Source organism: Jhaorihella thermophila (assembly GCF_900108275.1).
GTDB lineage: Bacteria > Pseudomonadota > Alphaproteobacteria > Rhodobacterales > Rhodobacteraceae > Jhaorihella > Jhaorihella thermophila.
The window spans coordinates 24,950-42,123 of record NZ_FNVD01000016.1 but is presented as its reverse complement, the minus strand read 5'-3'; the positions used below and the strand labels follow the sequence as shown (position 1 = coordinate 42,123).

General features: G+C 66.7%; 20 protein-coding genes. 9 read left to right on the top strand and 11 right to left on the bottom strand.

The features are described 5' to 3' along the window. Positions 1 to 9: 9 nt before the first annotated feature. Entirely contained in the window at positions 10 to 633 is a 624-nt protein-coding gene (locus tag C4S70_RS15085; RefSeq protein ID WP_104008942.1) for a helix-turn-helix domain-containing protein, read from the top strand. Between the two features lie 96 nt (positions 634 to 729). Here the strand turns inward: C4S70_RS15085 and rpsI are convergent, their stop codons facing one another. Together rpsI and rplM are read right to left on the bottom strand one after the other, a co-directional pair. Further along, positions 730 to 1,218: a 30S ribosomal protein S9 gene (gene rpsI / locus C4S70_RS15080; protein ID WP_104008941.1), complete on the bottom strand. Its 489-nt coding sequence runs from the start codon at positions 1,216 to 1,218 to the stop codon at positions 730 to 732. Between the two features lie 6 nt (positions 1,219 to 1,224). Further along, positions 1,225 to 1,683, bottom strand: a complete 459-nt coding sequence (gene rplM / locus C4S70_RS15075) for a 50S ribosomal protein L13 (protein ID WP_104008940.1) — start codon at positions 1,681 to 1,683, stop codon at positions 1,225 to 1,227. Positions 1,684 to 2,034: 351 nt separating this feature from the next. Here rplM and speD point away from each other — a divergent pair, with 351 nt between their 5' ends. Together speD and speE are read left to right on the top strand one after the other, a co-directional pair. Next, positions 2,035 to 2,559, top strand: a complete 525-nt coding sequence (speD, locus tag C4S70_RS15070; protein ID WP_104008939.1) for an adenosylmethionine decarboxylase — start codon at positions 2,035 to 2,037, stop codon at positions 2,557 to 2,559. Then, on the top strand, positions 2,556 to 3,419 hold the full coding sequence (gene speE, locus C4S70_RS15065; RefSeq protein ID WP_104008938.1) for a polyamine aminopropyltransferase: 864 nt from the start codon (positions 2,556 to 2,558) through the stop codon (positions 3,417 to 3,419). Before speD ends, speE begins: the two co-directional genes overlap by 4 nt. A 13-nt stretch (positions 3,420 to 3,432) precedes the next feature. Here the strand turns inward: speE and C4S70_RS15060 are convergent, their stop codons facing one another. Continuing rightward, positions 3,433 to 4,002, bottom strand: a complete 570-nt coding sequence (locus tag C4S70_RS15060; RefSeq protein WP_104008937.1) for a DNA-3-methyladenine glycosylase I — start codon at positions 4,000 to 4,002, stop codon at positions 3,433 to 3,435. Between the two features lie 121 nt (positions 4,003 to 4,123). Here C4S70_RS15060 and C4S70_RS15055 point away from each other — a divergent pair, with 121 nt between their 5' ends. From C4S70_RS15055 to phbB, 3 genes are all read left to right on the top strand, one after another. After that, entirely contained in the window at positions 4,124 to 4,972 is an 849-nt protein-coding gene (locus tag C4S70_RS15055; protein ID WP_104008936.1) for an EAL domain-containing protein, read from the top strand. A gap of 145 nt (positions 4,973 to 5,117) precedes the next feature. Further along, a complete protein-coding gene (locus tag C4S70_RS15050; protein ID WP_104008958.1) occupies positions 5,118 to 6,293 on the top strand; it encodes an acetyl-CoA C-acetyltransferase in 1,176 nt (391 codons plus the stop codon). A gap of 191 nt (positions 6,294 to 6,484) precedes the next feature. After that, positions 6,485 to 7,207 (top strand): acetoacetyl-CoA reductase, encoded by a 723-nt coding sequence (gene phbB, locus C4S70_RS15045; protein ID WP_104008935.1) that lies wholly within the window; start codon positions 6,485 to 6,487, stop codon positions 7,205 to 7,207. 73 nt (positions 7,208 to 7,280) lie between these two features. Here phbB and C4S70_RS18715 read toward each other — a convergent pair whose 3' ends face one another. After that, positions 7,281 to 7,439, bottom strand: coding sequence for a hypothetical protein (locus C4S70_RS18715; RefSeq protein ID WP_160114891.1), 159 nt, complete (start codon positions 7,437 to 7,439; stop codon positions 7,281 to 7,283). A gap of 110 nt (positions 7,440 to 7,549) precedes the next feature. Here C4S70_RS18715 and C4S70_RS15040 point away from each other — a divergent pair, with 110 nt between their 5' ends. Continuing rightward, the gene (locus tag C4S70_RS15040; protein ID WP_104008934.1) at positions 7,550 to 8,497 is read left to right on the top strand and encodes a transcriptional regulator GcvA; all 948 of its coding nucleotides are present in this window, start codon (positions 7,550 to 7,552) and stop codon (positions 8,495 to 8,497) included. Beyond that, complete coding sequence (yddG, locus tag C4S70_RS15035) at positions 8,494 to 9,363, top strand: aromatic amino acid exporter YddG (protein WP_104008933.1); 870 nt, start codon at positions 8,494 to 8,496, stop codon at positions 9,361 to 9,363. Before C4S70_RS15040 ends, yddG begins: the two co-directional genes overlap by 4 nt. On the opposite strand, the gene C4S70_RS15030 is transcribed toward yddG, so the two are convergent. The 3 genes from C4S70_RS15030 to C4S70_RS15020 all read right to left on the bottom strand — a co-directional run bounded on the left by C4S70_RS15030 (position 9,360) and on the right by C4S70_RS15020 (position 10,631). Then, complete coding sequence (locus tag C4S70_RS15030; protein ID WP_104008932.1) at positions 9,360 to 9,524, bottom strand: YdcH family protein; 165 nt, start codon at positions 9,522 to 9,524, stop codon at positions 9,360 to 9,362. The two genes, yddG and C4S70_RS15030, sit on opposite strands and share 4 nt — an antisense overlap. Positions 9,525 to 9,648: 124 nt before the next feature. Then, on the bottom strand, positions 9,649 to 10,419 hold the full coding sequence (locus C4S70_RS15025) for a tRNA1(Val) (adenine(37)-N6)-methyltransferase (RefSeq protein ID WP_104008931.1): 771 nt from the start codon (positions 10,417 to 10,419) through the stop codon (positions 9,649 to 9,651). Continuing rightward, positions 10,416 to 10,631, bottom strand: coding sequence for a putative signal transducing protein (locus C4S70_RS15020; protein WP_104008930.1), 216 nt, complete (start codon positions 10,629 to 10,631; stop codon positions 10,416 to 10,418). The genes C4S70_RS15025 and C4S70_RS15020 overlap by 4 nt, the downstream gene beginning before the upstream one ends. Before the next feature lie 55 nt (positions 10,632 to 10,686). Here C4S70_RS15020 and C4S70_RS15015 point away from each other — a divergent pair, with 55 nt between their 5' ends. Next, positions 10,687 to 11,685 (top strand): polyprenyl synthetase family protein, encoded by a 999-nt coding sequence (locus C4S70_RS15015; RefSeq protein ID WP_104008929.1) that lies wholly within the window; start codon positions 10,687 to 10,689, stop codon positions 11,683 to 11,685. Positions 11,686 to 11,688: 3 nt separating this feature from the next. Here the strand turns inward: C4S70_RS15015 and murD are convergent, their stop codons facing one another. From murD to C4S70_RS14995, 4 genes are all read right to left on the bottom strand, one after another. Then, on the bottom strand, positions 11,689 to 13,101 hold the full coding sequence (gene murD, locus C4S70_RS15010; RefSeq protein WP_104008928.1) for a UDP-N-acetylmuramoyl-L-alanine--D-glutamate ligase: 1,413 nt from the start codon (positions 13,099 to 13,101) through the stop codon (positions 11,689 to 11,691). 91 nt (positions 13,102 to 13,192) lie between these two features. Then, positions 13,193 to 14,275: a phospho-N-acetylmuramoyl-pentapeptide-transferase gene (gene mraY, locus C4S70_RS15005; RefSeq protein ID WP_104008927.1), complete on the bottom strand. Its 1,083-nt coding sequence runs from the start codon at positions 14,273 to 14,275 to the stop codon at positions 13,193 to 13,195. A 12-nt stretch (positions 14,276 to 14,287) separates the two neighbouring features. After that, the gene (locus C4S70_RS15000; RefSeq protein WP_104008926.1) at positions 14,288 to 15,688 is read right to left on the bottom strand and encodes a UDP-N-acetylmuramoyl-tripeptide--D-alanyl-D-alanine ligase; all 1,401 of its coding nucleotides are present in this window, start codon (positions 15,686 to 15,688) and stop codon (positions 14,288 to 14,290) included. Next, on the bottom strand, positions 15,685 to 17,166 hold the full coding sequence (locus C4S70_RS14995) for a UDP-N-acetylmuramoyl-L-alanyl-D-glutamate--2,6-diaminopimelate ligase (RefSeq protein WP_104008925.1): 1,482 nt from the start codon (positions 17,164 to 17,166) through the stop codon (positions 15,685 to 15,687). Before C4S70_RS14995 ends, C4S70_RS15000 begins: the two co-directional genes overlap by 4 nt. Positions 17,167 to 17,174 lie beyond the last annotated feature (8 nt).

Sequence of the window (17,174 nt, the reverse complement as noted above, 5' to 3'; positions counted from 1 at the left end):
TAAAGGTTCATGACCACGCGCGACCCGAAATCACTGATCCGTATCGCCCGCAACGGCGGAGACGAGGAACTGGCCGAACCTCTCGACCTTGGCGCCCGCGTGCGCGAATTGCGCAAGGCCCAAGGCTGGACGCTGGAACAGGCGGCCAATCAGGCCGGGCTGGCGCGTTCGACGCTCAGCAAGATCGAAAACGGCCAGATGTCGCCCACCTACGAGGCGCTGAAGAAGCTGGCGGTGGGATTGCAGATTTCGGTCCCCCAGCTCTTCACCCCGCCGCAGAAGGAACAGGTGAACGGCCGTATGGTGCTGACCCGCAACGGCGAAGGCGCGGCGCATGCCACGGCGACCTACGAACACGAGCTGCTGGCCGAGAGCCTGACCAAGAAGAAGATGCTGCCCTATCGCGCGCGCGTCCGGGCCCGGTCGATGGAGGAATTCGACGGCTGGGTGCGCCACGACGGAGAAGAGTTCCTCTATGTCCTGACCGGGGTCATCAAGCTCTACACGGAGTTTTATGAACCGGTCGAGATGCGCCGCGGCGACAGCGCCTATTACGACGCGACGATGGGGCACAACGTGATCTCGGTCAGCCCCGAAGACGCAACGATCCTCTGGGTCACGGCGCTGGTCTGACGGCCGCCCGGCTCGGCCGCGCCCCCGCAGGGCAGCCGGTAACGAAAAAGGGGCCGCGCCACCGCGCAGCCCCTTTCGCAATTCCGGGAAGCCCGGTCAGCGCTTGGAGAACTGGAAGCTCCGACGCGCCTTGCGCTTGCCGTATTTCTTGCGTTCCACCACGCGGCTGTCGCGGGTCAAGAAGCCCGCGGCCTTGAGCGCCGGGCGCAGGCTGGGATCATAAAGCTGCAGTGCCTTCGAGATGCCGTGCTTGACCGCGCCGGCCTGGCCCGACAGGCCACCGCCCTTGACGGTCGCGACCACGTCGAACTGGTCCTCGACCCCGGCCACCGAAAACGGCTGGCGCAGGATCATCTGCAGCACGGGACGGGCGAAATAGACGTTCATGTCCTTGCCGTTCACCGTCACCTTGCCCGAACCCGGCTTGATCCAGACGCGGGCCACCGCGTCCTTGCGCTTGCCGGTGGCATAGGAACGGCCCAGCTCGTCACGCACGGGTTCGCGCGGCGCGGCGGCCTCTTCGACCACGGTTTCAACGCCGGCGACGGCGCCCAGCTCTTCGAGAGAATTGATCTGATCAGCCATCGTTCATCAGCTCCGGGTGTTTTTCTTGTTCATGGACTTGACGTCCAGAACTTCGGGCTTCTGCGCCTCGTGCGGGTGCTCGGCGCCGGCGTAGATGCGCAGGTTGGTCAGCTGGCGGCGCGACAGGCGGTTGCCGGGCAGCATCCGCTTGACCGCCTGATAGACCACGCGCTCGGGGTGGTCGCCTTCCAGGATCTGCTGCTTGGTGCGCGACTTGATCCCGCCGGGATAGCCGGTGTGCCAGTAGAATTTCTCGTCCCGCTTCTTGCCGGTCATCTGCACCTTGTCGGCATTGATGACGATAACGTTGTCGCCCATGTCCATGTGCGGGGTAAAGGTGGGCTTGTGCTTGCCGCGCAGGCGGCTGGCGACGATCGAGGCAAGACGGCCCAGCACGACGCCCTCGGCGTCGATCAGGATCCACTTCTTCTCGATGTCGGCCGGGGTGGCAGAAAAGGTTTTCATGGCCTCGGTCCTGTCTGAACGTGAAAGGCAGGCGCGTCAAAGACACCTGCCCGAATTCGATGGACGGGGTTTAATTCCCGGCACGCGTTCAGTCAAGACCGTCGATCCTTATTTTGCAACGTGATTTCAATCACTTGGAAAGTAGGTATTATTTTACCTCATCTTTCGGCCATCGAAAACGCGCTCTTTTGCCGAAATTTTTCGCACCATGCCAAGAAATTTCTTGCACGACTCGGCACCTCACCCTATTTGCCCCCTCACATCGCGGGACCGATCCCAACCTCGGGAGACATCGGGGGGGCGCTAAGGGACCGTCTGGATTGTCATCTACTGGAACGAAGGGGAAGCGCCATGAAAGACGCCAACCTCTTCCAACTGGGGATCGGTCTGGAGACAGGCGCCCAAGCGGAAGATCAAGCCCGCGGCATTTCTGCTGCGACCACCGAAACCGTCTGCGACCGCGACATCTTCGATGACTCGCGCGACGATCATTTCATCCGCCGCGACGGCGAAGTCTTCGCCGGCACGCACCTCATCATCGAGGTCGTGAACGGCCACGGCCTGGATGACGAGGACCGCATCCAGAAGGCGTTCCGCGACTGCGTGGACGTCTGCGGCGCGACGCTGCTGCACATCCACACCCACAAGTTCAGCCCCCAGGGCGTGTCGGGCGTGGCGGTTCTGGCCGAAAGCCATATCAGCGTGCACACCTGGCCCGAGATCGGCTATGGCGCCTTCGACGTGTTCATGTGCGGCGATGCGCAGCCGTGGAAAGCCGTAGACGTGCTCAAGGCCGCCTTTGGCACCTCGGACGTGCGCGTGCAGGAGCTGCGCCGCGGCTCCGGTCTCGTGCAAGAGGCCGGGGTGGCGGCATGAAGATCGAGGGACTCAAGGGCGACTGGGTCACCGAACCGCTGCATGACGATTTCGCGCAATCCCTGCGAGTTGCGCGGATGCTCTATGACAGCAAGACCGACCATCAGCGGATCAAGGTGTTCGAGAACCCCACCTTCGGGCGCATCATGACGCTGGACGATGTGGTGCAGACCACCGAGGGCGACAATTTCATCTACCATGAAATGCTGACCCATGTGCCGATCCTGGCCCACGGGGCCGCCCGGCGGGTCTGCATCGTCGGCGGCGGCGACGGCGGCATGGCGCGCGAGGTGCTGCGCCACAAGACCGTCGAGCACGTCACCATGGTCGAGATCGACGCGGGCGTGGTCGAGTTCTGCCGCGAATACATGCCCGCGCTCAGCGCCGGGGCCTTTGACGACCCGCGTCTGAACCTGGTGATCGCCGACGGCGCCGCGTTCATGCGCGAAACCGATGGCGGCTTTGACGTGATCATCGTCGATTCCACCGACCCGATAGGCCCCGGCGAGGTGCTGTTCACCGACACCTTCTATGGCCATGCCAAACGCGCGCTGGCGCCAGGCGGCATTCTGGTGACCCAGAACGGCGTGCCGTTCCTGCAGGGCGAAGAGCTGACCAACACGATGCGGGCCTTCAAGGCACTCTTTGCCGACGCGACCTGCTATCTGGCCACGATCCCCACCTATGCCGGGGGGCCGATGGCCTTTGGCTGGGGCACCGACGGCGATGCGCGGCAGGTGCCGGTCGAGGAACTGACCCGCCGCTTCGCGGCCGCCGGGATCGACACCGACTATTACACCCCCGACGTGCACAAGGGCGCCTTTGCCCTGCCCGGCTATGTCCGCAGGCTGATCCCCTGACGGCGCGCGGCGCTCACCGCCCGAGCGCCGCGACCTCTTCGTGCCGCGGGCAGGTGACGAGGTGGTCGTTGACCATCCCCACCGCCTGCATGAAGGCATAGACGATGGTCGGACCGCAGAACCGGAACCCGGCCTTTCTCAGATCCTTCGAGATCCGCTCGGACAGAGGCGTGAAGGCCGGCACTTCGGACAGGCTGCGCCATCGGTTGCGGATCGGTCTGCCGTCCACATAGTCCCACAGGAACCGGTCGAACCCGCCCTGCGCCTCGATCCGCCGCCAGGCGCGGGCGTTGCCGATCGTCGCCTCGATCTTGCCGCGGTGGCGGATGATGCCGGGATCCGCCAGAAGGCGGGCGACCTCGGCTTCGCCCCAGCCGGCGATCACGTCCGGGTCGAACCCGGCAAAGGCGGCGCGGAAATTGTCGCGCTTTTTCAGGATCGTGATCCAGCTCAGCCCGGCCTGAAAGCCGTCAAGGATCAGCTTTTCCCAAAGCGCCCGGCTGTCCCATTCCGGCACTCCCCATTCGTGATCGTGGTAGTCGATATAGATCTGCTCGGGTCCCGCCCAGCCGCATCGTTCCATCGCATCGCCTCTCCCCTGTCTGCCGCCAATCTGCCGCGAATTCATGTCAAATGCGACCTTTAACCGCCCGTAAATCCCTGTGGCCGAATCCTGTCATGGCGTCGAAGGAACGGGTCAGAACATGGGGCGACATTTCGGACAAAAACGGCCGCGAGCCGATCTGCCGGACGGGGCGGACAACCCGCTGACGGCGGCGATCGCGGCGCGGGATTCGCGGATCATGGACATGGTCGCCAGCGCGATCCGGCACAAGAACTGCCTGCTGGCGTTCCAACCCGTGATGCAGGCCCGCCCACCGCATGGCGTTGCCTTTTACGAGGCGATGATTCGCGTGCTCGACGCCACCGGCCGGGTGATCCCGGCGGGTGACTTCATGGACACCGTTGAAAACGGCGAACTGGGCCGGCAACTGGACTGCAACGCGCTCGAAATCGGGCTCAGGACGCTTGTGCGCAACCCTGCCCTGCGGCTGGCAATCAACATGTCGGCGCGCTCGATCGGCTACCAGCGATGGATGCGTATCCTTGACCGCTTTCTCAGGCAGGACGCAACGCTGGGCGAACGGCTGATCCTGGAGATCTCGGAACCCTCGGCCATGCTGGTGCCCGAACTGGTGATCGACTTCATGGACCGCCTTCAGGGACGCGGCATCGCGTTCGCGCTCGACGATTTCGGCTCGGGCGCCGTCGCGGTCCGGCATTTCCGCGATTTCTTCTTTGACGCGGTCAAGATCGACGGCCAATACATCCGCGGCATCCATGCCAACCCCGACAACCGGGCACTGGTGTCGGCCCTGTGCGCGATCGCGCGTGAATTCGACATGCTGGTGATCGCGGAATCGGTCGAGGCCCGCGAAGACGCCGAATACCTTGTCTCACGGGGCGTGGACTGCCTGCAGGGCTATCTCTTCGGCGCGCCCTCGGTCCGCCCCCCGTGGAAGGAGAAATCCGAAGACCGCGCCTCGGCCTGACGCCACCGGCCTGAGACACCCTGTTCCTTGCTGCACCTGCAGCAATCGGTTATCCATGCCCCCGTGAACCGCGGGAGGGATCGGGGCGCGCGCAGGGAGACGCCCCGGCAGGTTCCCGCTGCATATGGCAGAGGACCTCGATCACATGACCAACGTAGTAATCGCATCCGCCGCACGCACCGCCGTCGGCAGTTTCGGCGGCTCGTTCGCCAACACCCCGGCCCACGACCTTGGACGCGCCGTGCTCGAGGCCGTGGTCGACCGTGCCGGCATCGACAAGGCGGAGGTGTCGGAAACCATCATGGGCCAGGTCCTGACCGCCGCCCAGGGCCAGAACCCCGCCCGGCAGGCGCATGTGAACGCCGGCCTGCCGATCGAATCGGCGGCATGGACCGTGAACCAGGTCTGCGGTTCGGGCCTGCGCTCGGTCGCCATCGGCGCGCAGCACATCCAGCTGGGGGATGCCGACATCGTCTGCGCCGGCGGCATGGAAAACATGTCGATGAGCCCCCACGCCGCGCCGCTGCGCCAGGGCCAGAAGATGGGTGACATGAGCTTCATCGACACGATGATCCGCGACGGGCTGTGGGATGCGTTCAACGGCTATCACATGGGTCAGACCGCCGAAAACGTCGCCGAGAAGTGGCAGATCAGCCGCGAGGCGCAGGATGAATTCGCGCTGGCCAGCCAGAACAAGGCCGAAACCGCGCAAAAGGCCGGCAAGTTCGACGACGAGGTGATCCCCTTCACGATCAAGACCCGCAAGGGCGACATCGTGGTGGACAAGGACGAATACATCCGCCACGGCGCCAATCTGGAAAGCCTTCAGAGGCTGCGCCCCGCCTTCACCCGCGACGGCACCGTGACCGCCGGCAATGCCAGCGGAATCAATGACGGCGCCGCCGCCGTGCTGCTGATGAGCGCCGACAATGCCGAAAAGCGCGGGATCGAGCCGCTGGCGCGGATCGTGTCCTATGCCACCGCCGGCGTGGACCCGTCGATCATGGGCATCGGCCCGGTCGCGGCCTCGCGCAAGGCGCTGGAAAAGGCCGGCTGGACCGTGGATGACCTGGATCTTGTCGAGGCCAACGAAGCCTTTGCCGCCCAGGCGCTGGCCGTGAACAAGGACATGGGCTGGAACCCCTCGATCGTGAACGTGAACGGCGGCGCGATCGCCATCGGCCACCCGATTGGCGCTTCGGGCAACCGGATCCTCAACACGCTGCTGTTCGAGATGAAGCGCCGCGGCGCCAAGAAAGGTCTTGCCACGCTGTGCATCGGCGGCGGCATGGGGGTCGCGCTCTGCGTCGAGCGGCCCTGAGGATGCCGGCCACGGTCGATGAAACACACAAGAGGGCACCGCACAGGCGCCCTTTTTTGTCGCAGGGGCCGGCCCGCCACCCTGCGACAAAAAATTCCGCATCGCAGAAAATTCTGCGCGCAATAATATTGCGCATCTAACTTTAGTTCCGTAACAGAGTTACCAACGCATTACGCCAAACGGAGGACAGAATGGCTCGAATTGCACTGGTCACCGGAGGATCGCGCGGCATCGGCGCGGCCATTTCCAAGGCGCTCAAGGCCGAAGGCTATGAGGTTGCCGCCACCTATGCCGGCAATGACGAAGCGGCCGCCAAATTCACCGAGGAAACCGGCATCAAGACCTACAAGTGGAATGTCGCCAGCTACGAGGAATCGAAAGCGGGGATCGAGAAGGTCGAGGCCGAGCTTGGCCCGATCGACGTGGTCGTGGCCAATGCCGGGATCACCCGCGACGCGCCGTTCCACAAGATGACGCCGCAACAGTGGCAGGAGGTGATCGACACCAACCTGACCGGCGTTTTCAACACCATCCACCCGGTCTGGCCGGGGATGCGCGAACGCAAATATGGCCGGGTGATCGTGATCAGTTCGATCAACGGCCAGAAGGGCCAGTTCGGCCAGGTGAACTATGCCGCGACCAAGGCCGGTGATCTGGGCATCGTCAAGTCGCTGGCTCAGGAAGGGGCGCGGTTCAATGTCACCGCCAACGCGGTCTGCCCCGGATATATCGCCACCGACATGGTGATGGCAGTGCCGGACAAGGTGCGCGAGGCGATCATCGGTCAGATCCCGGTGGGCCGGCTGGGCGAACCGGAAGAGATCGCCCGCTGCGTGGTGTTCCTCGCCGCCGAGGAATCGGGCTTCATCACCGGCTCGACCATCTCGGCCAATGGCGGGCAGTTCTTCGTCTGACAGCGGAGGCTTTCAAGACAGAAGGGCCGGCCTCGGATGGCCGGCCCTTGCTTTTTGCACGGGCGCGCCCCGCTCAGGCGTGGCGCAGCGGCTGGAAGCGGCGGGCGCGAAAGGCAAAGGCGCGGCGCCACGCAAACAGCCCGCCAAAAAGTTCGCGAAAGACGCGGGCGCGCTCTTCGCTGGCGCGACGCATGGCGATTCGGGCGGTGTCGGTGGTCGGATATTCGATCATGGCGGGCTCCGTTCGGATCAGGATTTCTTTGTTGTCTCCAATGTGGCCCCTTTACAAAAAACGACAAACGAGACTTTTCGGGCGTTCAATCAAGTATAATTTAACTGATTATGCCCGATCGCCTCCCCCCTCTGACCGCACTGCGCGCCTTTGATGCAGCCGCGCGGCACATGTCCTTTGCCAAGGCCGCCGAAGAGTTGCACGTCACACCGGCAGCACTGTCCTTTCAGATCAAGTCGCTGGAACAGCATCTGGGCCAGCCCCTGTTCCGCCGCCTCAACCGTGCCGTCGAGCTGACCGAGGCAGGCCGGGCGCTGGCCCCCGGCGCGGCCGAGGGCTTCCGGGCGTTGTCGGCGGCGTGGCAGCAGGCCAGGCGTCTGACCAATGACACCAACCTGACGGTGACGGCCGGCCCCGGTTTCACCGCGAAATGGCTTGCGCCGCGGCTATACGACTTTGCCCGCGCGCATCCCGAGATCGAGCTGAAATTCTCGGCCAGTCTGCGGATGATGGATTTCGACCGTGACGGCATCGACGTGGCGATCCGGTTTGGGCAGGGCGACGACGACGGGCTCTGCTCATTGCCCCTGAGCCGTGAATGGGTGACCCCGGTGATGACGCCGGAGTTGGCGCAACGATACCCCACGCCGGAAAGCCTGCGCGAGGCACCGTTCATTTTTGACGATTCGATTTCCTTCCTGACCCCGCCCTGCGACTGGCCCGCCTGGTTCCGCGCGGTAGGGATCGATTTTGCGCCCGCGCAGGGGGCGCATTTCTCGCAGGCCGACCACGCCGTTGACGCGGCATTGTCCGGAATGGGAGTGGTGCTGGGGCGGCGGTCGATGGTGGTGACCGACCTGCACGAAGGCCGGCTGGTCGCACCCTACGGGATCGCCGTCGAATCCAGGGCCGGGTTCCGGTTTCTCTGCCCCCTGGGAACCGAGGACCGCCCCCAGGTCAGGGCGTTCCGCGAATGGATCCTTGCCGAGATCGAGAAAACATCCTACGTCTCGGACGCTTTGACCATCATTCCCGTCGAGGACGTCCCCCCCGCATGACCAAGACCCGCGCCACGGCCATCGGTTTCACGGCTGTCCTGCTTTGGTCTCTGCTGGCCCTGTTCACGGTCGGCTCGGCCCCCACGCCGCCGCTTTTGCTCAACGCGATCTGCTTTACCATCGGCGGCACGCTGGGGCTGGTCTGGACCGCCGCCAGCGGCGGTCTGGCCGGGCTGCGCCGGGTGCCCTGGCAGGTCTATGCCTTCGGAACGGTCGGGCTGTTCGGGTATCATGCGCTCTATTTCTCGGCCCTGCGGCTGGCGCCGCCGGCGCAGGCCGGACTGATCGCCTATCTCTGGCCGCTGCTGATCGTGCTCTTGTCGGGCCTGTTGCCGGGCGAACGGCTGCGCGCGGGGCACATGCTGGGCGCGATTCTGGGGTTTGCAGGGGCCGCGCTCATCATCACCGGCGGGGGCGGCGGCGGGTTTCGCGCCGAATATCTGGCAGGCTACGGGCTGGCGCTGCTCTGCGCTCTGACCTGGTCCAGCTATTCGGTCCTGTCGCGCCGTGTGGGCCACGCGCCGACCAGTTCCGTCGCGGTGTTCTGCGTGGCGACGGCGATCGCCTCGTGGATGCTGCATTTCGCGGTCGAAGACACGGTCTGGCCCGCCGGCGCCGTGGGCTGGGCCTCGACGATCGCCCTTGGGCTCGGCCCCGTGGGGCTGGCCTTTTACACTTGGGATATCGGGGTCAAGCGCGGCGACATCCAGATGCTTGGCACCAGCTCGTATGCGGCGCCGCTGCTGTCCACGCTTGTTCTGGTGCTGGCCGGCATCGCCGCGCCGACCTGGACGCTGGCGATGGCGGCCCTGCTGATAACCGGCGGCGCGGTGCTTGCCGCGCGCGCCAGCATGGGCGCCCGTTAGTGTGACAGACGCTCGATTTCTTCCTTGAGTTTGAGTTTCTGCTTCTTGAGGGCGGCGATTTCGAGATCGTCCACGCCGGGAGATCGCTGAAGCTCTTCCACCTGGTGGTCCAGGCTTTCGTGCTTTCGTTTCAGTTCTTCCAGGTGCGAACTGACGCTCATGGCGATCCTCCTTCTATTGAACTCAGCCAGACAAGTTGACCACATCCACGACGACCTGTCACGCCGCGTCGGCGGAAAACTGTCACGAATCCGACATATGAACGGACCGGATCGGAAACAACCGTCACCGCGCGGGCCAAGGCAGCGGCGCGCCATCCCTTTGCACGGCAAGGATTTCCGGCGTGTAGTGTTCGCGGTCGCCCAGATGCTGCGCGCCCTGGTGCATGATCACGGGCGCATGCAGGCGGAAGGCCGCGCGCCCGCCCTTGCGCGCGCGGAGAATCACCAGTTCGGGTGCCCGCCCTGGCCGCGCGGCCAGCGGCAGCACCTCGACCGATCCCAGGCGGCCCGCGCAGCCCGCCATCATGTCGGGCAGACGCTCGGCCCGCTGGATCATGTGCAGGTATCCCCGGGGCGCCAGCCGCCGCGCGGCGACCTCGATCCAGCGGTCGAGCGGCGTCTCCTCGCCCAGCGCCACGCGGCGGCCCGCGTCCCGCGCGCCGGTATGGGCCCCCGCGCGGAAATAGGGCGGGTTGGCGATGACGTGGTCAAAGGACCGCTGGCGCAGGTCGGGCGGCAGGTCCGACAGGTCGGCGGTCACGACCTCCAGGGCAATGCCGTTCTCGGCACCGTTGCGCCGGGCCAGATCGGCATAGGCCGGTTGCAGCTCCACCCCGGTCAGGCGCAGCCCCGGCACCCGCGTGCCCAGACACAGCGCCGCCGCCCCTGCCCCGCAGCCCAGATCCAGCACCGCCTGTCCCGCCCGTGCCGGAACGGCGGCGGCCAGCAGCACCGGATCCACACCCGCGCGATAGCCCCGGCGCGGCTGCCACAGGTGCAGACTCCTGCCCAGGAAGGCGTTCCTGGTCAGGTCGTGGTCGGCAAATCCGCTCACGGCGTCACTTCGATTCCGTTGTCCCGCATGGCGCGGGCGGCCCGGTCGTAATCGGCCTCGCGCACCATCATCCGGCGCGGCAGGATGCCCAGGCTGCCTTCGAGCACGCTCATGTTTACGTCCACCTGAAAGCAGTCTATATCCTCGCCCTCGAGAAGGGCGGCGGCAAAGGCCAGAACGGTCGGGTCGGTGCTGCGCAGAAGCTCTTTCATGTCAACGGAAATAAGAGCAATATCCGGGCGATGTCGAGCCTGCGCAGGGGATGGAATGGACCAGAGCACGACGAGCAAGCCGCATGAACGCCTGGCCACGGTGCTGGCCGGCGAAATGGAGGCGGTCAACCGGCTGATCCGCGACCGCATGGCGTCGGAACATGCCCCGCGCATACCCGAGGTGACCGCGCATCTGGTCGAAGCGGGCGGCAAGCGGCTGCGGCCGATGCTGACGTTGGCGGCGGCGCGGCTGTGCGGATACGACGGCGACCACCACATCCGGCTGGCCGCGACGGTCGAGTTCATCCACACCGCGACGTTGCTGCATGACGACGTGGTGGACGAAAGCGCCCAGCGGCGCGGTCGGCCCACGGCCAACCTGCTGTGGGACAACAAGTCCAGCGTGCTGGTGGGCGACTACCTGTTCGCGCGCAGTTTTCAGTTGATGGTGGAAACCGGATCGCTGCGCGTGCTGGACATCCTGGCCAATGCCTCGGCCACGATCGCCGAGGGCGAGGTGCTGCAGATGACCGCCGCCACCGATCTGCGCACGGACGAAGAGGTTTACCTGAAGGTCGTGCGCGGCAAGACCGCAGCGCTTTTTTCGGCGGCAACGCAGGTGGGCGGCGTGATCGCCGGCGCGCCCGAGCGCCAGGTGCAGGCGCTTTACGACTACGGCGACGCGCTGGGGATCGCGTTCCAGATCGTTGACGATCTGCTGGACTATCAGGGCGACAGCCGTGCCACCGGCAAGAACGTGGGCGACGATTTCCGCGAACGCAAGCTGACGCTTCCGGTGATCAAGGCGGTGGCACGGGCGACCGAGGAAGAACGGTCCTTCTGGCAGCGGACCATCGAAAAGGGCCGGCAGGAAGAGGGCGACCTCGACCATGCGCTGGGGCTGATGAAGAAATACGGCACGCTGGAGGCCACCCGCGACGATGCCAACACCTGGGCCGACCGCGCGCGCGCGGCGCTGAAGGCCCTGCCCGACGGCGATCTGCGGGACATGCTGCATGACCTTGCGGCCTATGTGGTGGCGCGGCTGAACTGAGGCCTATTCGCCCGCTTCGTCCGCCAGGCGGGCCCGGACCTGCGCGGTGAAATCCTCGCCGCGCTGTTCGAAATTGTCATACTGGTCGAAACTGGCCGCCGCCGGGGCCAGCAGCACGGTGTCGCCCGGCCGGGCGTCCGCCATCGCGCGTTCAACCGCGCGGGCCATGGTGGTGCAGATTTCCGCCTCGACATCGAGCTGCATGGCAAAGGCCGCCGCCTCGCGTCCGATCACATAGGCCTTGGCGACATTGCCGGCATGTGCGTTGAGTGCCTGGAGGCCGCCCTCTTTCTCCAGTCCCCCGCAGATCCAGCGGATACGCGGAAACGCGGCCAAGGCGCGGGCGGCGCTGTCCACGTTGGTGGCCTTGGAGTCGTTGACGAAGGTCACGCCGCCGGCCTCGGCGATCACCTGGCTGCGATGCGGCAGGCCGGGATAGGACCGCAGAGCGGCCTCGATCACGCGCGGGGCAAGCCCCAGCGCCCGGCAGACCGCATAGGCTGCGCAGGCGTTCTGGTGGTTGTGGGCGCCGGGCAGGCCGGTGATGCTGCGCAGGTCGATCGACGCCGCCTGCCGCCCCTTGCGGTATTCGGACAGGAACCCCTTGCGGGCAAAGACGTTCCAGCCAGGCCCTGCCAGCTTGCGCGCGACAGAGATGCGGATCACCCGGTCGTCGGCGGGCGTCTGCGCCATCTGGCCGGCGAGGAACAGGCCTTCGTCTTCGTCCACGCCGATCACGGCGCGGTCGGGGCCGCCTTCGGAAAAGAGCCGCCGCTTGGCCGCGAAATAACCGCCCATGCCGCCGTGGCGGTCCAGATGGTCGGGCGAGAGATTGGTGAAGACGGCGATATCTGGCGTCAGCGCGCGGGCCAGATCGGTCTGATAGCTGGAGAGTTCGAGCACAACGACTTCGCCATCGCGGGCGGGATCGAGATCCAGCACGCCGCGCCCTATGTTTCCGGCCAGCTGCGTGGGCTTGCCAGCCTCGCGCAGGATGTGGTGGATCAGCGCCGAGGTGGTGGATTTGCCGTTGGAGCCGGTGACTGCCACCACCCGCGGCATCACGTCGAATTCGTCCCATTGGCCCGTGGCCCAGGAGCGGAAGAAGAGGCCGATGTCATTGTCCACCGGCACGCCCGCCCGCAGCGCGGCGGCGACGATCGGGTTGGGCGCGGGGTAAAGGTGCGGGATGCCGGGCGAGACGATCAACGAGGCGATATCGTCGAAGGCGCCGGGGCGGGAGAGGTCGGCGATGGCGAAGTCTTCGGTTTCGGCGGCCGCGCGCGCGGCGGGGTTGTCGTCCCAGCAGACCGGCTCGGCCCCGCCGGCGCGCAGGGAGCGGGCGGCGGCAAGGCCCGATCGGCCAAGGCCGAGAATGGCGATGCGTGCGCCGGCGAAGCCCTGGACTGGTATCATGCGTTGTCTTCCGGGGGCGCTGCCCCCGGACCCCCGGGGTATTTCGGACCAGAAAGAAGCATGGGATGCGGACCCTTGCAAGCGGGCTGTGTCAGCGGATCTTGAGCGTGGCGAGCCCGATCATGGCCAGGATCAGCGAGATGATCCAGAACCGGATCACGATGGTGGGTTCGGACCAGCCGAGCTTTTCGTAGTGGTGGTGGATCGGCGCCATCAGGAAGACGCGCTTGCCGGTGCGTTTGAAGTAGAGAACCTGGATGATGACGCTGAGCGCCTCGACCACGAAGAGGCCGCCGATGATGGCAAGGACCAGTTCGTGCTTGGTCGCCACGGCGATCGCGCCCAGCGCCCCGCCCAGCGCGAGGCTGCCGGTGTCGCCCATGAACACGGCTGCGGGTGGCGCGTTGTACCAGAGAAACCCAAGGCCGCCGCCGAACAGGGCGGCGGTGAAGATCAGGATCTCGCCGGTACCGGGGACGTAGTGGATACCGAGGTATTCCGAGAAGTTGATGTTGCCCACCACGTAGGCAATCACGCCCAGGGAAGAAGCTGCGATCATCGCCGGCATGATCGCCAGCCCGTCCAGCCCGTCGGTCAGGTTCACGGCATTGGCCGCGCCAACGATGACGATGACGGCAAAGGGGACGTAGAAGATGCCGAGATTGATCAGCACGTCCTTGAAGACCGGAACGGCCAGTTGGTTCTGCAGCGCCGGCGGGTGGAAATCGGCGGCCCAAAGCGCGGCGACCACGCCGATCAGGATGCCCAGCGCAATGCGCAGCTTGCCCGGCACGCCGCGGGTGTTCTGCCTGCTGACCTTGGCATAGTCGTCGGCAAAGCCGATCGCGGCATAGGCGAGCGTCACGAACAGCACCAGCCACACGAACGGGTTGTCGAGCCGCGCCCAGAGCAGCGTCGCCGTCACCAGCGCGCCGACGATCAGAAGCCCGCCCATGGTCGGCGTGCCGGCCTTGGAAAAATGACCCGCGGGGCCGTCGTCGCGGATCGGCTGCCCCTTGCCCTGGCGTTTGCGCAGCACGTCGATCAGCGGCCGGCCGAACAGAAAGCCGAACAGCAGCGCGGTCAGGAACGCCCCGCCCGCGCGGAAGGTGATGTAGCGGAAGAGGTTGAAGACGTCCCCCCCGTCCGACAGCGCGGTCAACCAGTAGAGCATGGCACCCTTTCCCTATTCGGCACGTTGCGGCGCGCCTTGGCCCAATTTGCGAATGGCGTCAACGACCCGGCCCAGCCCCACGCTGTTCGAGCCCTTGATGAGCACGATGTCGCCTGTTTCGACGAGGCCCGGCAGATCGGCCAGCAACGCGTCGCCGGTTTCGCGCCAAATGCCACGGCGGCTTTCCGGCAGGGCGTCGTGCAGCGCCCGCATGAGCGGGCCGACGCAGTGCACCCGGTCCAACGCCTGCATCGGATCGGTGTCGGCCAGGGCCGCGTGCAGGGCCGCGGCCCGGGGGCCGAGTTCCTTCATGTCGCCGAGGATGGCAATGCGGCGACCGCCCGCCGGTTCGGTGGCGGCCAGCACGGCCAGGGCGGCCTCCATCGACGTGGGGTTGGCGTTGTAGGAATCGTCGATGATATCAAGGGGGCCGTCGGCCAGCGTGACGGTTTCGCGGACGCCGCGGCCTTGATATGGGGCCCAGTCGGTCAGACCGCGGGCGGCGCGGACGGAATCGGCGCCCAGCGCGGCGCAGGCGGCCAGCGCGCCCAGCGCGTTCATCGCGAAATGTGCGCCGGCCGTATTCAGGGTGAAGCCGAGCGCGCCGCCAGGACCTTCGGCGAAGGCAACGGTCCGGTCATTCCGCACCGCGACCTGACCGAGCCGCCAGTCGAGCGCGGCGCGCCCGAAGCCCTGCGCGGCCACGCCCAGATCACGCGCCCGGCCGAACAGCACCTGCGCAGATGGAATGTCGGCGTTCAGGATCGCGGTGCCGCCGGGCTCCAGCCCCTCCAGGATCGCGGCCTTTTCGCGGGCGATCGCCTCGACGCTGTCGAAGGCCTCCAGATGCGCCGGCGCGACGGTGGTGATCAGCGCCACATGCGGCCGCGCCATGCGTGCCAGCGGCGCGATCTCGCCGGGGCGGTTCATGCCGATCTCGATCACCGCAAAATCGGTGTCGCGCGGCATCCGCGCCAGCGTCAGCGGCACGCCCCAGTGGTTGTTGTAGCTGGCGACGCTGGCATGCACCTGCCCCTGTCCGCGCAGGGCGACGGCCAGCATCTCCTTGGTCGAAGTCTTGCCTACCGATCCCGTTACCGCCACCACATGAGCCCGGCACCGGGCGCGGCCTGCGCGGCCCAGCGCCTCGAGCGCGGCCTGCACGTCATCGACCAGAAGAAGCGGCGCGTCCGGCGCGACGCCTGCTGGCACGCGCGACACCAGAGCGGCGGCGGCGCCCTTCTCCAGCGCCTGTGCGACGAAATCGTGACCATCGCGGGCCGCCTTCAGCGCCACGAAGAGATCGCCCGGCTGCAAGCTGCGGGTGTCGATGGAGACGCCGGTCGCGGCCCAGTCGCGCGGGGTTTCGCCGCCGGTCGCGGCCACGGCCTCGGCTGCGGTCCAGAGCGTCATGCCACGCCTCCGTCCAGCGCCGCGACGGCCATGCTGGCCTGTTCGCTGTCGTCGAAGGGCAGCACGTCGTCGCCCACGATCTGCCCGGTTTCATGACCCTTGCCGCAGATCAGCAGCGCATCCCCCGGCCCCAGCATGTCAACGCCGCGCAGGATCGCCTCGGCCCGGTCGCCGATTTCGATCGCCCCCGGCGCGCCCTGCATCACCGCGGCGCGGATCGTCGCGGGATCTTCGCTGCGGGGGTTGTCGTCGGTGACGATCACCGTGTCCGCGGCCTCCGCGGCAGCCCGCCCCATCAGCGGCCGCTTGCTGGCATCGCGGTCGCCGCCGGCGCCGATGATGGCGATGAGGCGGCCCAGAACATGCGGCCGCAGCGCGGTCAGCGCGGTTGCCACGGCGTCGGGCGTATGGGCATAGTCCACGAACACTGCCGCGCCGTTTTCGCGCGTGGCCGCCAGCTGCATCCGCCCGCGCACGGTGCGCAGCTGGGGCAGAGCCCCGAACACCTCCAGCGGATCCTCGCCGCCGGCGATCGCCAGACCGCAGGCCACCAGCACGTTGGACGCCTGAAACCCGCCGATCAGGTCCAGCCGCTGCTGAAAGGGACGCCCCTGCCAGTTGAACCTGATATCCTGCCCGGTGGCATCGAAGCGCTGGCCCAGAAGGCACAGATCCCCCATGCCGCGGCCGATCGTGATCACCTCCTGTCCCCGTGCGGCGGCAACCGCGCGCATTTCGGCCCCGCGCGGGTCGTCAAAGTTGATGACGGCGATCCCGTCCTCGGGCAGCACCTCGCGGAACAGCCGGGCCTTGGCGGCGAAATAGGCTTCGAACGTGTCGTGATAATCCAGGTGATCCTGGGTGAAATTGGTGAATGCCGCAGCGCAGAGCCGCACCCCGTCCAACCGGCGCTGTTCGAGACCGTGGCTGGAGGCCTCCATCGCAGCATGGGTGACGCCGGCGCGGGCGGCCTCGGCCAGCACGCGGTGCAGCGTGATCGGCTCGGGCGTGGTATGGGCCAGCGGCGCGGTCCAGGCGCCCTCGACGCCGGTGGTGCCGACATTCACCGCGTCATGGCCCAGCGCGGTCCAGAGCTGACGGGTGAAGCTGGCGACCGATGTCTTGCCGTTGGTGCCGGTCACCGCGACCATGGTTTCCGGCTGCGCCCCGAACCACAGCGCGGCGGCATAGGCCAGCGCCTGTCGCGGATCCTGCGCCACGACCAGAGCGGCCTCCGACCGCTCCAGCGCCTCGGCGGCGATCCCGGCCCCTTGCGCATCGGTCAGGATCGCGGCAGCGCCCCGTTCCAACGCCGAGGCGACAAACCGCGCCCCGTGCATCCTGGTTCCGGGCAGCGCCGCAAAGAGAAAGCCTTCGCGCACCGCCCGGCTGTCCACCGCCAGCCCCCGGATCAGGGGATCACGGCCAGCGCGGGCGGTCAGGGTCAACTGGCTGAGAGGTCGTGCCGTGGTGTCCATGCGGCCCC